Source organism: Dawidia cretensis (assembly GCF_018598175.1).
In the GTDB taxonomy this organism is placed as follows: domain Bacteria; phylum Bacteroidota; class Bacteroidia; order Cytophagales; family Cyclobacteriaceae; genus Ohtaekwangia; species Ohtaekwangia cretensis.
The window spans coordinates 48,043-64,385 of the sequence record NZ_JAHESE010000037.1 but is presented as its reverse complement, the minus strand read 5'-3'; the positions used below and the strand labels follow the sequence as shown (position 1 = coordinate 64,385).

Genomic DNA, 16,343 nt, shown 5'->3' with positions numbered 1-16,343 from the left:
GATCTATGTGGGGGGGCAAGGTGACTTCGGCTTTTTCTTTCCCAACCAACAGGGTGAGCTGGTGTACACCTCGCTGGCGGACAGCCTGGCGCCGGAGCATCGCAACTTTGACGAAGCCTGGAGCGTGTACCTGGACAAAGAGAAAGTCTACTTCTGCACGTTCTCCAACATCTACTGCTATGACCAAAAGACTTTTCAGGTCATACGCCCTGCCACACGGGCAGGGATAGACCATTCTTATCTTCTCAATCGGCAGCTCTATGTCAATCAGCCGGACATTGGCCTGGGCATCCTGGAAAACACCCGCATCCGGGTGGTAAAGGGTGGCGAGTTCTTCCACGACAAGAGCGTGGCCGCTGTCCTGCCCCTACATGACAACCAGGTGCTGGTCACGACCTTTCAGCACGGCATTTATCGCCTGGCGGACGGCATCGTCACAGCCTGGAACGCGCCGTTGCAGGCATTCCTGAAAGAGTCGATTGTCAACTGCATGATCCGGCTGCGCAATGGCAACTTTGCCGTCGGCACCCAGAACAACGGCTTGCTGGTGCTGGACCCGAACGGCGACCTGATCATGCAACTTACGACGGGGCGCGGTATTGAAAATCCGACGGTGCTTAGCATTTATGAAGACGACCTGAGCAACCTTTGGATCGGCCAGAACAACGGACTGGCCTATGTCGAGCTCGGTTCACCCTTCACCCTCATCAACAATCAAACCGGCCTGCCCGGCTCGGGCTACGCGGCGTACCTGCAGGACAATACGCTGTATGCCGGCACGAGTACAGGCGTTTACCAGCGCGAGTCCCAAAAGGGAGGCAGTTTCCGGTTGGTAAAAAACTCCCGCGGCCAGGTATATCATTTAGGTGAATACGGTGGGGAGCTGCTCGCAGGCCACCACAATGGGGCTATGCGCATTGGCGGCGATGCCTGTACCCGGCTTTCGTATGAACCGGGATCGTGGGTGTTTCTGGGTATGAAAGATCATCCCACGATGTTGATCGAAGGGGTATATGCGGGCCTGCAAGTGTACGACCGCAAAAATGGACAATGGTCGTGGCGAAAGAAGCTCGCGGGCTTTGGCGAGTCGTCGCGCATCATGGCCGAAGACCCTTCCGGCGACTTATGGGTGACGCACGGGTATAAAGGCGCCTATCGGATTACCTTCTCTCCTACCCTGGACAGCATCCGCCGCGTGGCCTTTTACGGTGCGGACAAAGGCTTTCCTTCAAACCTGCTCATCAACGTATACAATGTACGCAACGAGCTATTGTTTACGAGTACCAGCGGCGTGTATCGCTTTGATGCAAGCACGGACCGGTTTGTACCGGATGACTTCTTTTCCAAACGGCTGGGCAGTACCGACCAACTGTGGTTTGTACGCGAAGATGCGCTCGGCAATATGTATTTTGTGAGCCGTGATCACATTGGCGTCTTCCGCAAGAATTCGTTGGGCGAGTATACGCTGGAAGAGAATCTCTTTCGTAAAATCCGCAAGTATCTCAACGACGACCTGGTGAACATTGCCATTCTTCGTAACAACGAAGTGTTGTTTGGCGCCAAGGATGGTTTTATCCATTATGACCCGACGATGAAGCCGGTGAAGGCGCCGGTCTTTCAAACACTGATCCGCCAGGTTTCGGCTACGACTGCACGTGGAGACTCGGTTCTTTTTTATGGCAACCACAGCGTGCACGATTCGATCTCCGATCAGCAGCAAAGGGACTGGTGGCCCGAGCTCCCCTATCGCAGTAATGCGCTGCATTTCACGTATGCTGCTACAGCGTACGAGGGCAATGCAAATCTTGTCTTTCAGGTTTACCTGGAGGACTTTGAAAAGGATTGGTCTGAGTGGAGTAACAAAACACAGAAGGAATATACCAATCTAAAAGAGGGTAGTTATACTTTTCATGTGCGGGCGCGTAACGTGAACGGAGAGGTGAGCCGGGAGGCCCTATATACATTTGTGATCAGTCCGCCGTGGTACCGGTCGGTATGGGCGTATTCGATCTATGGACTGTCGGTGTTAGCGTTGCTGTTCGCGGCCTTTCATGTGCTTGATGGCAAATATCAACGCGAGCAACAACGCATGGTGTTGGAACAGGAGAAGGAATTGAATGCCCGCGATAACGAGCTGGTCAAGCTCTCGCGCCAGTCCCAGGAAGAGATCAACCGCTTGCAGCACGAGAAGCTGGAATCGGAACTGCAGCATATGAATAATGAGCTGGGGACGGCGACGATGCACTTGCTTAATAAGAATGAGTTTATTACTTCGATTAAGAGTAACCTGACCTCTATTATTAAGAAGAATCCGCAGGATGATGTGAAGAAGGAGCTGGCGCAGATTACGCGCGATATCGAGCAGAATATTTCGGCAGATAGTGACTGGGAGCATTTTCAGTTTCACTTCGATCGCGTGCACGGAGATTTTACGACGCGGTTTAAGGGAGCGTTTCCGGGGTTAAGTCCACAGGAGATCAAGTTGAGTGCTTATTTACGGATGAACCTTTCTACGAAGGAGATTGCGCAGTTGCTCAATATCTCTGTCCGGGGGGTGGAGATTAGTCGGTACAGGTTGCGGAAGAAGTTGTTGTTGGATAGGAATCAGAACTTGCAGGATTTTATTTTGAATTTTTAGGGGGGACTGTCGTTAATCTGGCCTTATAATGCCAATTTAATCTGTTCTCCTGACTCCCTGTTTTCAGGCCTGGCCTGGGGATGTTCTACTCCTATATAGCATAGATCATCCGTGGTTCATCCGTGGAACATCTATGGAGGAACCCTGTCGCAGACTCGAAGGATCCCCGGCGAAGAATGCCTTTTTTTCGTCCCGGCTCCGCCTCATTACGCAACTCCTTCCGACCTCTTTGGAACTCCAAATTCCATATTTTCAAACCAACGAAATTTATTTCAAAACAACTTGTTAAAACTGATTCAACAGGTGACTAACACGTGATTATCAAAAAAAACACTCCATGGCACAAGTCCCCGCCCCGAGACGGGGCTAAGACTCGCCAGGTGCCGTGTTTTTTTGGCCATCCGTCTTTTACCGCCAGATGCTTTCTACTTCGTCATTTCGGTGTTTTTTATGGAATTTTAAGAAACTTCACCCTGCCTGTGTAACCATTGAGGTGAGGGTGGGTTATCCTTATTAGAAAACGCTTTATCCGGATTGAATGCTTTAACCGACAATGCCCTGATGCTTAAGGTCAGGGACGGCGATCTTGACAAGATGAGCCTGCTATTCGAGCGGTATAAGAAGCCTTTGTATGGTTTCTTTTATCATCTCAACAGGGACCAGGACCTCAGTGAGGACTTGGTGCAGACCGTGTTTTACCGGATCCTGAAGTATCGCACACGCTTTCGTGGCGACGGCGACTTTCGCAGCTGGATGTTTCACATCGCGCGCAATGTGAGCCATGACCACTACCGGAAAAACAAGCTGAAGAAGGACGATCCGCTGGAGGCCTGGCAGGATCGTTTGGAAGACGGCGACAACCGGTCTGCCGAGTGGCAACAGCGCGAGGAAAATGAGCTGCTTTCCAGGGCCCTGGAACAGCTGTCCGAGGACAAACGCGAGGTGCTGCTGTTGAGCAAATTTCAGGAGAAGAAGTATAAAGAGATCGGCGAAATCCTGGGTTGTACGGAAGGGACGGTAAAAGTTAAAGTGTTTCGCGCGCTTCAAGAGTTGAAGGAGGTATATCAGAAACTGGAGGCGCGTTATTGATTAAGTATTGACAAGTATGACACGAGCGGAAATAGACGAATTGCTTTTGCGGTATAATGCCGGCACCGCGACACCTGCGGAGAAGCAGCAACTGGAAGGGTTGTTGGAAAGTGGTGCCGTTGGTTTGGAGGACCTCGAGACCCTGCGCCCGTGGCAGGAGGCCCTTGACCAACTACCTGCACCGACACCCTCCCTGAACCTGGACGACACATTCTACCGCATGCTGGCGGATGAAAAGCGTAGTCATCGGCCCGCGGGTTCCGGCACCTTTACGTGGGCTTGGTTGTGGCCACGCCTGGCGTTTACGGTGGCGGTACTGGTCGCCGGAATGGCGGCGGGGTACTTCTTGCGGACGCCGCCTGCGGGACCGGTTCCGGCCGACCAGCTTGCCGCGCTTAGCCAGGAGGTGACAACCCTGCGCGAGACGATGATGCTCACCCTGTTGCAGAAGGAGTCGGCCGCCGAGCGGCTGAAAGCAGTCAGCCTGACCCAGGAGATGGACCAGGCCAGCCAAACGGTAACGCAGGCATTGCTGCAAACGCTCAACACCGACAACAATGTAAACGTACGCCTGGCCGCGCTCGACGCTTTACGGAATTATGCCGTGCAGCCTACGGTACGCGAAGCGCTGATCCATGCTATTGCTCAACAAGAATCACCGCTGGTGCAGGTGGCACTGGCTGAGCTGATGCAGTCTATCCAGGCAAAATCGTCGGTGAAAGAGCTGCAAAAGCTTCTCGACAGCGACAAAACTCCGGGCGATGTCAAAAAGAAAATCGAAGAGACCATTCAGGTATTGATCTGATCGATACCCTCACTCAAACGAAAAATCACTATGAAAAAAATACTGATGGGTTCGCTCATCCTGCTGCTGGCCGGCACGATGCTCCGGGCCCAGTCCTTTACAGAAAAGATTACACGCGAGCTGGCGTTTGAAAAGAAAAGCGCCGCCAATACCGTGGTGATCGACAACATCAACGGCTCGATACACGTCGAGGCGTACACGGGCGACAAGGTGCTCGTGGCGGTGACCAAATCCATCCGCGCCAAGACGGCGGAGCGGCTGGAAGAAGGCAAGAAAAAGATTCAGCTGGGAATTATAAACGACGTGGATACGCTCGTACTATATACCGAAGGTACCTGCAGCGGCTACGGACGCAACACGGGCAACCATCGGTCTACATCGGGTCAGTGGGGCTACAGCCAATGCCGCGAGTGCCACGAACACTACGAGTACCAGCTCGATTTTGTACTGCGGGTGCCGGCCAATGTGCACGTGTCCGTGAGCACGATCAACAACGGCGATATTGTCATTGAAAACATGCAGGCTGCCTCAGCCGCCAATAACATCAACGGCGGTATAAAATTATTGAACCTTACCAGCGAAGCGCGTGCCCACACGATCAACGGCAACGTAGACATTACCTACGCCCGAAACCCCAGTCGCGAATGTCGTTTTTATACACTCAATGGAGACATCCGTGCAAACTTTCAGAAGGGGCTGGCGGCCAACATGAGCTTTGAGAGCTTCAACGGCGAGCTGTATACCAACATCGACAAGATCGAGGCCTTGCCGGCTGCGGTGCAGCAAGTGGAACGCAAGGACGGTATGAAGTTTAAAGTCGGTGACAACTTTTACAAGATCGGCGCCGGCGGCTCCCTGCTAGCCTTTGAAACCTTTAACGGCAACGTTTATATCAAAGAACAGTAACACACCCACACGATACAATAGTATTCTCTTTTGACTTGACGACTATGAAAAAGTATATCCAGATTTTCGCACTCACCCTCTTTACGCTTACAATCAGTCTGCTGGCGCAGGCTCAAAACGAGTTCACAATACCGTTGAGCGATCCCGGCAAACGCAGCAAGCTCAGGGTACACATCAACTACGGCTCGATTACGGTGAAGGGCACCGCCCGAAAGGATGTGCTGGTAAAATATAGCAGTGAAAGCGAGGAAGGTGACGGCCGCAAGAATGCCGACGGCATGCGCCGCATTGGCGGCGGCGGCACCAGCATCGAGGCCACCGAAACGAACAACCAGGTAAAAGTACAGTCCGACTCGTGGAGTCACAAACAAAACATCACGATCGAAGTACCCAGCGGCTGCGACCTGGACCTGCACACGTATAACGACGGCGACCTGATTGTTAACAATATTCAGGGTGAGCTGGAGCTCACGAATTACAACGGACCGATTACTGCGCTAAATGTCGCCGGCTCTGCCATTGCTACGACGTATAACGGCGAGATCAAAATAACCTTTGACAAGATCTCCGACGGCGCGCCGATGTCGTTTACCACGTACAACGGCGATATAGACATTACGTTTCCGGCGGCACTGAAGGGAAGTATGAAGGTTAAGACGGACCAGGGCGAGATCCTGACGAACTTTGATGTGGAGTTCAAAAGCAGTGGGCCGGTGCAGAAGAAAGATAACCAGTCTGGGGTCTATAAGGTAATTGTGGATGAGTGGAAACGTTGTGACATTAATGGCGGGGGGCCGGAGTTTACGATGCGTAACTATAATGGCGACATTTATATCCGTAAGAAATAACTCGACCGGGTAATTGGTTCACTCATCTCCTGTGGCGCGTAAAAGCGATGGGAGATGAGATCCGTTTTATAGGCTATTTCGTATGTTGTGATAACGATCAATACTAACTATATGCCACTCCCCGTCGGCCAAAAGGCCCCTGACTTTATGCTCCCTTCCACGTCTGGCCGGGACTTTTCTCTCTACCAGGCTATGAAAGGCAAGCCTTGCATTCTGTATTTTTATCCCAAGGACTTCTCCATGGGCTGTACCAACGAGGCCTGTAGCTTTCGCGATACGTTTGAGGTTTTCCTGGAATTAAAGATTGCTTTGTACGGCATCAGCCGCGACTCGATTCAGAGCCATGAGCGATTTAAGAAGACGTTGGGGTTGCCATTCGACTTGCTATCGGATGATGGCGGCAAGGTCTGTGCGTTGTATCAGACACAGCTGCCGTTTGTGCCGCAGTTTACGAAGCGTACGACGTATCTGCTGGATAAAGACCAGAACGTCATGGCGGTGTATGAGAATATTTTCTCCTCGCGCAGGCATATTAAGGCGATGGTGGAGGAGGTTACAAAAACAGTGCGAATGTGAGCCTGAGAGCGAGCACACTCATTCTGGTTTTCTTCGCTCTCACACTCACGCTGTTTTCCTATCCGCCGCTGTCTTCGATCTCGAGGGTACGTAGCGCGGCACTGTCGCGGGCCTGGCTGGCTTGACGCATTTTCAACTTGCGCTTATAGAGCTTTTCCATGTAGCTTTCTTTGGGCGCCGGGTTGAGCGTGTCGGCTGCGCGTATGGAGTCCTGCTTAAACGTCATCTGCTCCAACTTTCCCCACAGCGTGTCGTCCAGCTCATACAGGTCGCACGACAACTTTTGCTGGGCTGCACGCGACGGTGTCGGGAAGGTGGCTTTGGATATGGTCTTAAACTCGGAGTCTTCGTTTACCTGTTGCAGGAAATAACCCACCATGGGCAAGGCTGTGTTTGAGCCTTGGCCCAGCTCGGTGCTTCGGAAGTGGATGCGCGGGTCGTCCGCTCCTACCCACGAGCCCATAACCAGCTCGGGTGTCATGCCCATGAACCAGCCGTCGGCATTGGCCTGGGTGGTACCCGTTTTGCCGGCTACGTCGTTGTTATGCGCTGCGTACTTCCACCGTAGCCGTGAGGCTGTACCTTCGTGCACGACAGTGCGCAGCAGGCCCACAATGAGCTCGGCTGTCTCGGGTTTGAGCACTCGCTTGCTTTTCTCCGCCGGTTTGAAGTCGGTGTAAGTGTTGCCACTCCGGTCGCGCACGCCGGTGATATAATATGGATGCACTGCCATGCCGTTGTTGGCGAAGCAGGAATAGGCCGTGACCATTTCCATGAGCGAGATAGAGGAAGAGCCAAGGGCAATGGAAGGCACGTCGGGCAACTCGCTGGTGATGCCCATGTTGCGGGCGGTCTCCATGGTGTTGAGTACACCGGCTTGCTGGATCATCTTTACCGCAACGGTGTTGATGGAGTAGGCCAGCGCACCACGCATGGTATATTTCACCTGGTAGTCGTTCTGCATGTTGCGGGGCGTCCACTTATCTCCCTCTTTGTCGATGTATGTTTCCTGTGCTGCAGAGACCAGGTCGCACGGCTGTGCGCCGCGCTCGATGGCCGTGGCATATACAATCGGTTTAAAGATTGACCCCACTTGCCGTTTGGTCGATACTTTGACGTGGTCGTACTGAAAAAAGTCGTGTTCGATGCCCCCTACCCAGGCGCGTACGCGGCCTGTCTTTGGCTCGATGGCCAGGAAGCCCGCGTTGAGGAACTGGATGTGGTGTTTGATCGAGTCGATGGGACTCATCTTCACTACCTTCTCGCCGTCCCACGAGAACATACGCATGGGCATCGGCTTTTGTAGCTCATCGAGGACCTCTTCTTCCGACATGCCTTTTTCTGCCAGCGCTTTGTAACGCGAGCTGCGGCGGATGGCATCCTGAATTACTTCTTCATGCCCCTGCCACGGGTTTTCTTTGCGCCAGTGGTCGGTGAATTGTTTTTGCACCTCCTTCATCTGCCGCGCTACGGCATTCTCAGCGTACTCTTGCAAGTGCGAGTCGAGCGTAGTATAGATCTTCAGGCCGTCGGTATATAGATTGTAAGGTGATCCATCGGGGCGTGTGTTGTTGCGGCACCACTCCAGCAGCTCGCCTTTGAGGTATTCGCGGAAGTATGGCGCCAGGCCCTGGTGGTGCGACACCATGTTGTATTTCAATTCCAGCGGCAAGGCTTGCAATGAATCCAGCGTCTCTTTGGGAAAGCGTTTATATTTCTGCATTTGCGCTAGCACGACATTGCGCCGGGTGCGCGACCGCTCGGGGAACAAGCGCGGGTTGTAGTTGTGCGTTGCCTTGAGCATGCCGACGAGCACGGCGGCCTGGTCGGCGGTCAGCTCTTTTGCGCGTACGGAAAAGAATCGTTTGGCGGCGGCTTCAATACCAAAGCATTGGTCACCGAACGGAATGGTATTGAGGTACAGCCGGATCAATTCCTTTTTGGTATACAGATCTTCCAGGCGCTGGGCGGTAATCGACTCACGCATTTTGTTGATCAACATGGACAATACCCAATACCGCTTGCGCGGATATAAATTCTTGGAGAGCTGTTGCGACAGGGTACTGCCACCACCGGCGGACTCCTCTTGTAAGAGGATTGACTTGACGAGCACACGGCCCAGGCTTTCGTAGTCGACGCCACCGTGCTCGTAAAAGCGCACGTCTTCCGTGGCGATCAGCGCGTCTACCACGACGGGGGCAATATCGTCAAAGCGTATTTCGGTGCGGTCTTGCAGGTAATAGCGGCCTAGCAATACGCTGTCGGCGCTGTAGACCTCAGAGGCGACCTGGTTCTGGATGTTGCGCAGGGCGCGTTTGCCGGGCACTTCGATCCATACGACCAAGAGGAGCAAGAGCGGCGGGCCACCGACGATCAGGCCGGCAATGGTCCATTTGCGGGCTTTGGGGTGCGTACGGTAATATTCCCGCACCTGGGCATAGCACAGGGCCAGATACTGCACCAGGGGGCGGGCTTTGCGATACGCCCAAACATAACCGAAACGAACCTGCCGTTTAATTCTCTTCAAAAATTCTTGCATAGAACAATAATAGACCCCTCACACGCGGTAAGTTAACACCCTGGAAATTATGGAACAAAAGCCCCAAAAAGGGATGATGTAATAAAATCGGGCCAATCATGACCGCCTTGCGGCGTACCTGCCCCAGCGCTGCGTACACCCCTAAACCATTGGGCGAACCATTCCGCGTATAAACGCCGGGTTGTGAACATTACACGCACGAATGTTCTGCATCACACACCGCCATAACCATGTAGGGAAGATGTATACTATCATCTTTGCACACGTACACGAGACACCTATAACACGTTTTTTTTCCTTCCTTCCGGCAAAAAGATCACATGAAAGAAAAAACGCGGGCTGCGTTAGGTAAGCCCCTGGGAAAAAGCTATTTTTAGAATGAAAAACGGAAATAGTCCAAAAGAGCAATGCCCCCCATAACGCAAACGAAAGATGAGCAGATTCGCGCAGAGGTAGTCACTGCGGCGCGCGGTCTATTCCAGCGTTTTGGTCTTTTTAAGACCACGATGGAAGACATCGCGAAAGCGACGGGGAAAGGCAAAAGTACGTTATACTATTATTACGCCAGCAAGGACGAGATCTTTGACGCCGTGATCAAGGAAGATATGGAAGAGGTGATGAGCCAGGTGCAAATCGCCGTCAACAAAGCCGGCACCGCCGAAGAGAAGCTCAAAACGTTCAGTCTCACCAAGCTCAAGATACTGGCGCAAAAGGCCACCCTGAATAGCGTGGTTTTTGGTGAGATTTCCGAGAATCCCCAGTTGATTAAAAAGCTCAAAAAGGATTATGAAGCGCAGGAGCTCGAGCTGCTGAAAAACATCCTGGCTTTTGGCGTGGCCGAAGGCGAGTTTAAAAAAGTTAGCGATGACGATCTGGATAGCATGAGCTATATTATGTTGAGTGCTTCAAGAGGAATTGAGCTGGCAACGCTGGAAGACTGCCGCATCAAAAAAATGGGCGATCGGCTCGATTTTATTCTGCACCTTCTGTGCCACGGGATTAAGAATTAGTATCCCTCCTACTACAAACGGGACTCGTACGTGCGTCGGATTAGGCTATAGAAACCACCAGCAATTTTAGTCCGACGTTTTGCTTTTTACGACAGTACCTCACGCCAGGTGCACGTATTGTTTACGTTATGAAATCAGTTGCGTATACTGCTCTACGAAGCGGCGGAAGCCAGTTTGATTTTTCATGAGGAAACCAAACAGGGTGATGCCTGCGGCGGCTGTTATGATGCCGGCGAGGACGTCGAGTATATAATGATGACTGGTATAGACCGCGGCAAACCAGATGCCAACGGTGATGATGCCAAAGGCTACAGTGCCCCAGCGCAGACGGGCTTTCCAGGCAGTATACCACACGACCAGCGGATAGGCCGAGTGTAACGAAGGCATGGCAGCGAAGACGTTAGAGCCCTTTTGATAAAGAGACTGGAAGATCGTTACACCAAAGAACTGATCGAACCGGATCAAGCCGGCGGTATTGCCGGGTGTGCCCGCGATGAAATCAAAGCCGTGGAGCGCTACATACCACGGGGGCGCTGCAGGATAGAGATAATACACGACGAAGCCCAACAAGTTTACCAGCAGGAACGTGAGCAGGAATTGCAGAAAGCGGCTGCGGTCTTTAAAAAACATATAGGCTGCGAAACCCAGTGGTACAGGAATCCAGCACAGGTAAAAGAAACCCGTGAGCACGTCTACCCAGGCGGCGCTATGGACCTGAAAGTATTCGTTGGGTGTGACGAGCTTGCCATCTTGCGCTATGCCGAAGATGCCACGTTCCACTTCGTACAGGTCTTGTATGTGTACGGCGTTATAGACGTAGTTGGGAAACGCCTTCATGTAGTCGTACAGAATCCAGAAGACGATAAAGACCGAAAAACCGAGGATAAATTTGCGCGTGATGCGCGATGCCAGGTACAATGTGTCGAATATCAACACGAGGAACAGCTGATCGGTTTTAAAGCCGATCAGCAATGCCGATAGCGCCAGGTATGATACGGACACGACGGCGGCCACGAGCACGTCGCGCCACGAGATCCAGCGGGTTACCGGAAGTATGGGCAAGTCTAAACTATTTTTCAAAGTCGGAACGGAATATCTTGTCCCACAAGGCTGAGCTTACGCCATAGCCTTTTGTGGGATCGGCGTAGTGATGCTGCATGTGGTGGTGTTTCAGCTTTTTCCAGAAGCGGTTGTTGAAATTACTGTGGTGTAATGCATAATGCGATATGTCGTACACCAGGTAGCCGGCCAGAAAGGTGGCAAAGAATCCATCCATGTAGGCCACGGGAAGCAGTGCATGAAAGAGAAAGTAAAAACCGGTGGCCAGTGGAATGCTCATGGAAGGCGGCAATACCAGGCGCTTGGCGTCGTTCGGATAATCGTGGTGCACACCGTGGAACAGGAAGTGCAGTCTTTTTCCGACGGCCGATTTGGGCTCGAAGTGAAATACGAACCGGTGCATGATATACTCCGTCAGCGTCCATGCCAGCAGGCCCAGGACACAGCTGGCGATAAACGTGAGCAAGTTTGTGTACGTGACGGCCAATGCCCTATACATAAAATAGGTTATGATGGGAATGAAGAGGATCAGCGGCACGCTGTAGTGTACCTTTGAAAGGCTCTCCAGGAATCCACTTCTGAAGATTCGGATCGATTCTGTACTGTTTGAAATAAAGTTCTTCTTCATAACACTACGGTTTAAAATTCTGGATCACCTCCTGCCCCGTCACGGGGTCCGTTCCCTTCACTTCGGCACATACTATATTCGGAAGCCAGAAGCTGCCGCCTTCGATCTGTAAGAATACACGCGACACATGAATGTTGCGGCCGTTGATGGTCGCCAGCACGTGGAACTGGTTGTCGGCTGCCTTTACCAGGTAGAACGGCAGCTTTTTATAGGAAACAAACCGTAGCTCGTATTTGTCCGCCGAAAGCTTTTTGCTCTTCAGCCCATAGGCGTAGTTGCGCTGAATGAACGACAGGTCCTCTTGTTGTCCTTCTTCCTGATAGCGGATCCAATAAGCATGCACCGGGTCCTCCTCGTCGGGCATACCCTTCTCCAACTTTACATCATACAGGATGGTGTTGGTATTGGGCGTACGCTGAATATAAAACAGGGTAGCCTTATTGGCCGGCGGCACGGGAAATGTCTCCTGCCCTTTGCATACACAGGGTTGTTCCGCTCCAGCATGGCCGGTGGAGAAACCGGTCATCAACCAAACGAGGAAGTGCAGCATGAACGTCATAGTTCGTTGATCAGGGTTGTTTTTCCAATTCTTTTTTTGACTCGCGCAGGCGGTTGATGGCGGTGATGTTGGTTAATACGGCCATGACCGTGAGCGGTATGGTAAAGACGGAGATTGTCTCAAATACCTGGAACGGGATACCCGGTATAAAGAGCTTGTAATCGCCACCGAGGTAGTGCGCGGTAATACCACAAGCCAGGGCCGACACGCCGATGGTCACCACACGTTCCGGTCGTTGCATCAGGCCACCTTTACAATCGATGCCCAGGCCTTCTGCCCGTGCGCGTACATAACTTACCATCATAGAACCGATCAACGCAATAAACGCGAATAAGGAACTGAGGAAATAATGATGCCCGATGAGGTAATAACAAATACCCAGGAACATGACCAGCTCGCTGTAGCGGTCGAGCACCGAGTCGTATAATGCACCGAATTTGGAGCTCATGTTGCCAAGACGCGCCACCTGCCCGTCGAGCATGTCAAACAGCCCCGCGAATAACACGAGCGCGCCCGCCCAGCCGACGTAGGTCAGATCGCCACGGTTACCTTCTTCCACCCCTATTACAAAGATCACGGCCACCCCGATGTTTAATATGAGACCCGTAGTGGTCACGGCATTGGGTGTGAACCCAATCTTGATCAGGAGTTTTACAAAGGGATTGATGACTTTGTAAATGATCTGCTGCAATACGATGCGCAAGGGCGTTTTTTCCATAGCCCGATTGTTTAAAGGTTTTTCTATAACACTGTTCATAGGTCAGAAATCAAATTTAAAGCGTGCACGAAGGCCCCACTGCGATACTTCGGGGTGATCCAGGTACGAAAGACGCTTCACTACGTCAACCCGGATCAGCTTAAAAATGTTCGCGATACCGACGCTGGCTTCCATGTACGGCTCGGGCTGCAGGGAATACGTCGTCTCCACACCCTGGTCGTTTACCGGGAAGGCGAAGGCCTCCGCGTTATGGCGCGGATCGTTCTCGCGGCGTATGCTGCCATACAGAACTTTGAAGGTCGCCACCTCGCGCCACTTTAGCTTTTTCAGCAGCGGGATCTTATTGAAGATAAACCCGTTGAAGTAGTGATCGAAGCTCAAGCTCACGTATTTGTCGCTGACAAACTCCAGGAAGTTCATCAGGTTGTAGGACTGTAATTGATACGAGTATGTTTGGTTGGCGCGGTGGATGGCCAGCAGCGGGAACGGCACTTTGCCGAAGATATAGCCGCCTTCCAGCACCATGTCTGTGTAGCCAAACTGCGACAGGTATACGCGTTTGTAGACGTTCAAGGCCACATTCTGATAATTGTACTGGCTGTTGAATAAGTTCTTTATACCGCCTATAAAACGGGCTGTGAGGATGGGGTAGCGGTTGGGAATGGGAATGCGATAGAGCTTGCCCTGGTAAAATTGTTCGCCGGGCGCCCAGCGGAATTCCAGGTTGATCTCGGACGTGATAACATTGGGCACGGGCTGCAACTCGTCGTCGGTATTGCGCTCATACCGCAGGCCGCCGGCAGGAGTTTGTCTCCAATTCTTAAAGCCCACACGGTATGAAATATGATTATCAAACTCGTGCAGGTAGTCGAGGACCCAGATGTCGTTGTACAGCCACTTGTCGTTTACACCTCGTTTGAATGAAAGGAGGAAGTTGTCTTCCTGAATAAACTGCAGCTCCTGCCCGGGGATCTTCATGTCGTGCTGGTAGCTGACCCGCAGCGTTCGCACAGGGAACTGCCAGATGGATTTACCCGTGAACGAGTACGTGGCACTGAGGAAGTACTTCCACTTTTCGTCTTTAAAACCATAAGCACCGTACGTCTCGAAATACAGGCGCTCGTTGAACTTAGGTGTAGTCCGCCCTCCTACCCGCAGGCGGAAGCCTTCTACGGGGTTGAAGCTATAGAATGTATTGACGGGACCGAGCTCCCACCAGCCGAAGCTCTTATACCCCGCCAGCAATAGCGTGGCAATGTCCATCGTACGACGGAACGAGGGTACTTTTTGCAGGCTGTCGATATTCTGGTACACTTTCGACTCGGCGTGGCTGAGCGAGTCGTGCCGGTTGGCAAGCCAATATTCATCGGTATGTCCTTCGGCTTCTTTCTCTTGCTGTTGTTTCTCACCCTCGAAGAAGTCAGGCGGACGCGGCTGGTTAATAACGAAGTTTTTATAGGACACCACGCGTTCGCCGTACAGACCGCCACGCCCCTGCGTGATACCAAAGTCGGCGCGCATGCGGCTCTTTACCACCTGGAACTTGCCATCTTCCATTTGCTCGAATTCCTGATTGATAAACAGCTCGCGTACCCAGTTGAGGTTAATGTTCTTGTTTACGGTCATGTCTACCCGTTGCACAGCATAATTGCTGTCGAGCGTGACGTAAAGCCGGCCCTGGAACAGGAAACCGCCGGCATCGCGCGGTGCGAACGACAGTTCGACGAGCTTGGGTGTCACGTCTTTCAGCGTGTCTGTGATGTAAAATTTATAGAACGTCGGCGCGCTGTTGGCAATGGGACTGAGGAACTGGTTTGTCAGCAGCGTGATGTTATTTTCGTAGATGTCGATGTCGTTGTACAGGTAATTGAGGTAGGTGCTCATGCCTGCGTTGTCGACGTAATCATCGAAGCTCACTTTCTGGTGGGCTTTGACGACCGACTTGTTATGTTCGGGAGAGCGTTGGTAGTATTTATCCGTCAGGTTCTCCTGCAGGTAGATCGGCAACAACGCTTTGCCTTTTATAGTGGTGGTGTCGACGTTCTCGAACATCCACTTATACTTGCGGAACAGTTTGCGTTCTTTGAATTTATCAGACAGGTTGCTGAGCGACATTTGCAGTTTTTCGTACTGTTCGTACTCGACGTTGTCGTAGTGCGTCATACGATTCTGCTCTTTGTGCTCGATCATTTCGCGCACGAGGTCTACGGCGGGATTGTTTTTATTGCGATAACGCTCCCGGCCCTGGGTTGTGACAGTCACTTCCTCCAGCACTTGGGCGTCGGCGGTAAGCCGTACGTTTAGGTCCTGGGTCTCGCCGACCTTTACCTTGCGGATGACGGTTTTATAGCCCAGAAAGGAAAAGTGAAGCTCTTCGTTAGTGGTGTTTGTGGTGACGGTGTAACGCCCGTCGATGTCGGTCGTGCTGCCAATGGTCGTTCCTTTAAAAACTATATTAACAAACGGCAAGGGCTCTTTTGTATCGGCGTCGGTGACGACACCGCGCACAATGGTCTGCCCGGACGCCTGCCAGGCGCCAACCCATAACCCGATGAATACCCATATTCCGTAAACAACCGCTCTCACGCAAACATCTATTTAAATACAAATCTTTTCTGCAACACGTAGTTATAGCTGACACTTAACACGATCGCTACCCCCATCTTGGCCACAACATAATTCATCTCCACATAGTGCGTTACGCCGATCAGCAACGCAAAGCTTAGTCCGATATAGCCCAACCATACGACACCATAGCGCCACAGCTGGTGGCCATGCGGCACGTGCGTGGCGGCAAAAACCCAATGACGACTCACCGTAAAATGCACGGCTGCCCCCACGACATTGCCCGACACGCTGCCCAGACCGTACCACACACCAAACACCTGCACGAGTAGAATCGTGGCGCCGAAATCGGCGCAGGTGGCAATGAGCGAAGCAGCTTGTGACTTGACAAAGGTGAACATGG

General features: G+C 52.2%; 14 protein-coding genes. 7 read left to right on the top strand and 7 right to left on the bottom strand.

Going from position 1 to position 16,343, the window contains the following annotated elements:
- From KK062_RS25530 to KK062_RS25505, 6 genes are all read left to right on the top strand, one after another.
- A partial coding sequence (locus tag KK062_RS25530; RefSeq protein ID WP_254087211.1) for a ligand-binding sensor domain-containing protein occupies positions 1-2,638 on the top strand: 2,638 nt, incomplete at its 5' end.
- 561 nt (positions 2,639-3,199) lie between these two features.
- Positions 3,200-3,727 (top strand): RNA polymerase sigma factor, encoded by a 528-nt coding sequence (locus KK062_RS25525; RefSeq protein ID WP_254087210.1) that lies wholly within the window; start codon positions 3,200-3,202, stop codon positions 3,725-3,727.
- A gap of 16 nt (positions 3,728-3,743) precedes the next feature.
- Positions 3,744-4,532 (top strand): HEAT repeat domain-containing protein, encoded by a 789-nt coding sequence (locus tag KK062_RS25520; protein WP_254087209.1) that lies wholly within the window; start codon positions 3,744-3,746, stop codon positions 4,530-4,532.
- A 30-nt stretch (positions 4,533-4,562) separates the two neighbouring features.
- Positions 4,563-5,438 (top strand): DUF4097 family beta strand repeat-containing protein, encoded by an 876-nt coding sequence (locus KK062_RS25515; protein ID WP_254087208.1) that lies wholly within the window; start codon positions 4,563-4,565, stop codon positions 5,436-5,438.
- A 44-nt stretch (positions 5,439-5,482) separates the two neighbouring features.
- The gene (locus KK062_RS25510; protein WP_254087207.1) at positions 5,483-6,286 is read left to right on the top strand and encodes a DUF4097 family beta strand repeat-containing protein; all 804 of its coding nucleotides are present in this window, start codon (positions 5,483-5,485) and stop codon (positions 6,284-6,286) included.
- A 111-nt stretch (positions 6,287-6,397) separates the two neighbouring features.
- Entirely contained in the window at positions 6,398-6,862 is a 465-nt protein-coding gene (locus KK062_RS25505; RefSeq protein WP_254087206.1) for a peroxiredoxin, read from the top strand.
- Between the two features lie 58 nt (positions 6,863-6,920).
- Here the strand turns inward: KK062_RS25505 and KK062_RS25500 are convergent, their stop codons facing one another.
- Positions 6,921-9,389, bottom strand: a complete 2,469-nt coding sequence (locus KK062_RS25500) for a transglycosylase domain-containing protein (RefSeq protein WP_254087205.1) — start codon at positions 9,387-9,389, stop codon at positions 6,921-6,923.
- Positions 9,390-9,808: 419 nt separating this feature from the next.
- Here KK062_RS25500 and KK062_RS25495 point away from each other — a divergent pair, with 419 nt between their 5' ends.
- Entirely contained in the window at positions 9,809-10,411 is a 603-nt protein-coding gene (locus KK062_RS25495; protein WP_254087204.1) for a TetR/AcrR family transcriptional regulator, read from the top strand.
- Between the two features lie 126 nt (positions 10,412-10,537).
- Here the strand turns inward: KK062_RS25495 and KK062_RS25490 are convergent, their stop codons facing one another.
- From KK062_RS25490 to KK062_RS25465, 6 genes are read right to left on the bottom strand one after another with little or no spacing between them, the layout of a single operon-like run.
- Positions 10,538-11,491, bottom strand: coding sequence for a phosphatase PAP2 family protein (locus tag KK062_RS25490; protein ID WP_254087203.1), 954 nt, complete (start codon positions 11,489-11,491; stop codon positions 10,538-10,540).
- Complete coding sequence (locus tag KK062_RS25485) at positions 11,481-12,098, bottom strand: sterol desaturase family protein (protein WP_254087202.1); 618 nt, start codon at positions 12,096-12,098, stop codon at positions 11,481-11,483. Before KK062_RS25485 ends, KK062_RS25490 begins: the two co-directional genes overlap by 11 nt.
- A 4-nt stretch (positions 12,099-12,102) precedes the next feature.
- Positions 12,103-12,648 carry a DUF4833 domain-containing protein gene (locus KK062_RS25480; RefSeq protein WP_254087201.1) on the bottom strand — a complete coding sequence of 182 codons (546 nt, stop codon included), beginning with the start codon at positions 12,646-12,648 and terminating at the stop codon, positions 12,103-12,105.
- Between the two features lie 19 nt (positions 12,649-12,667).
- Entirely contained in the window at positions 12,668-13,375 is a 708-nt protein-coding gene (locus KK062_RS25475; protein ID WP_254087200.1) for a CDP-alcohol phosphatidyltransferase family protein, read from the bottom strand.
- 42 nt (positions 13,376-13,417) lie between these two features.
- The gene (locus tag KK062_RS25470) at positions 13,418-15,961 is read right to left on the bottom strand and encodes a DUF5686 and carboxypeptidase-like regulatory domain-containing protein (RefSeq protein WP_254087199.1); all 2,544 of its coding nucleotides are present in this window, start codon (positions 15,959-15,961) and stop codon (positions 13,418-13,420) included.
- A gap of 8 nt (positions 15,962-15,969) precedes the next feature.
- Positions 15,970-16,341, bottom strand: a complete 372-nt coding sequence (locus KK062_RS25465) for a GtrA family protein (RefSeq protein WP_254087198.1) — start codon at positions 16,339-16,341, stop codon at positions 15,970-15,972.
- Between the last annotated feature and the right edge of the window lie 2 nt (positions 16,342-16,343).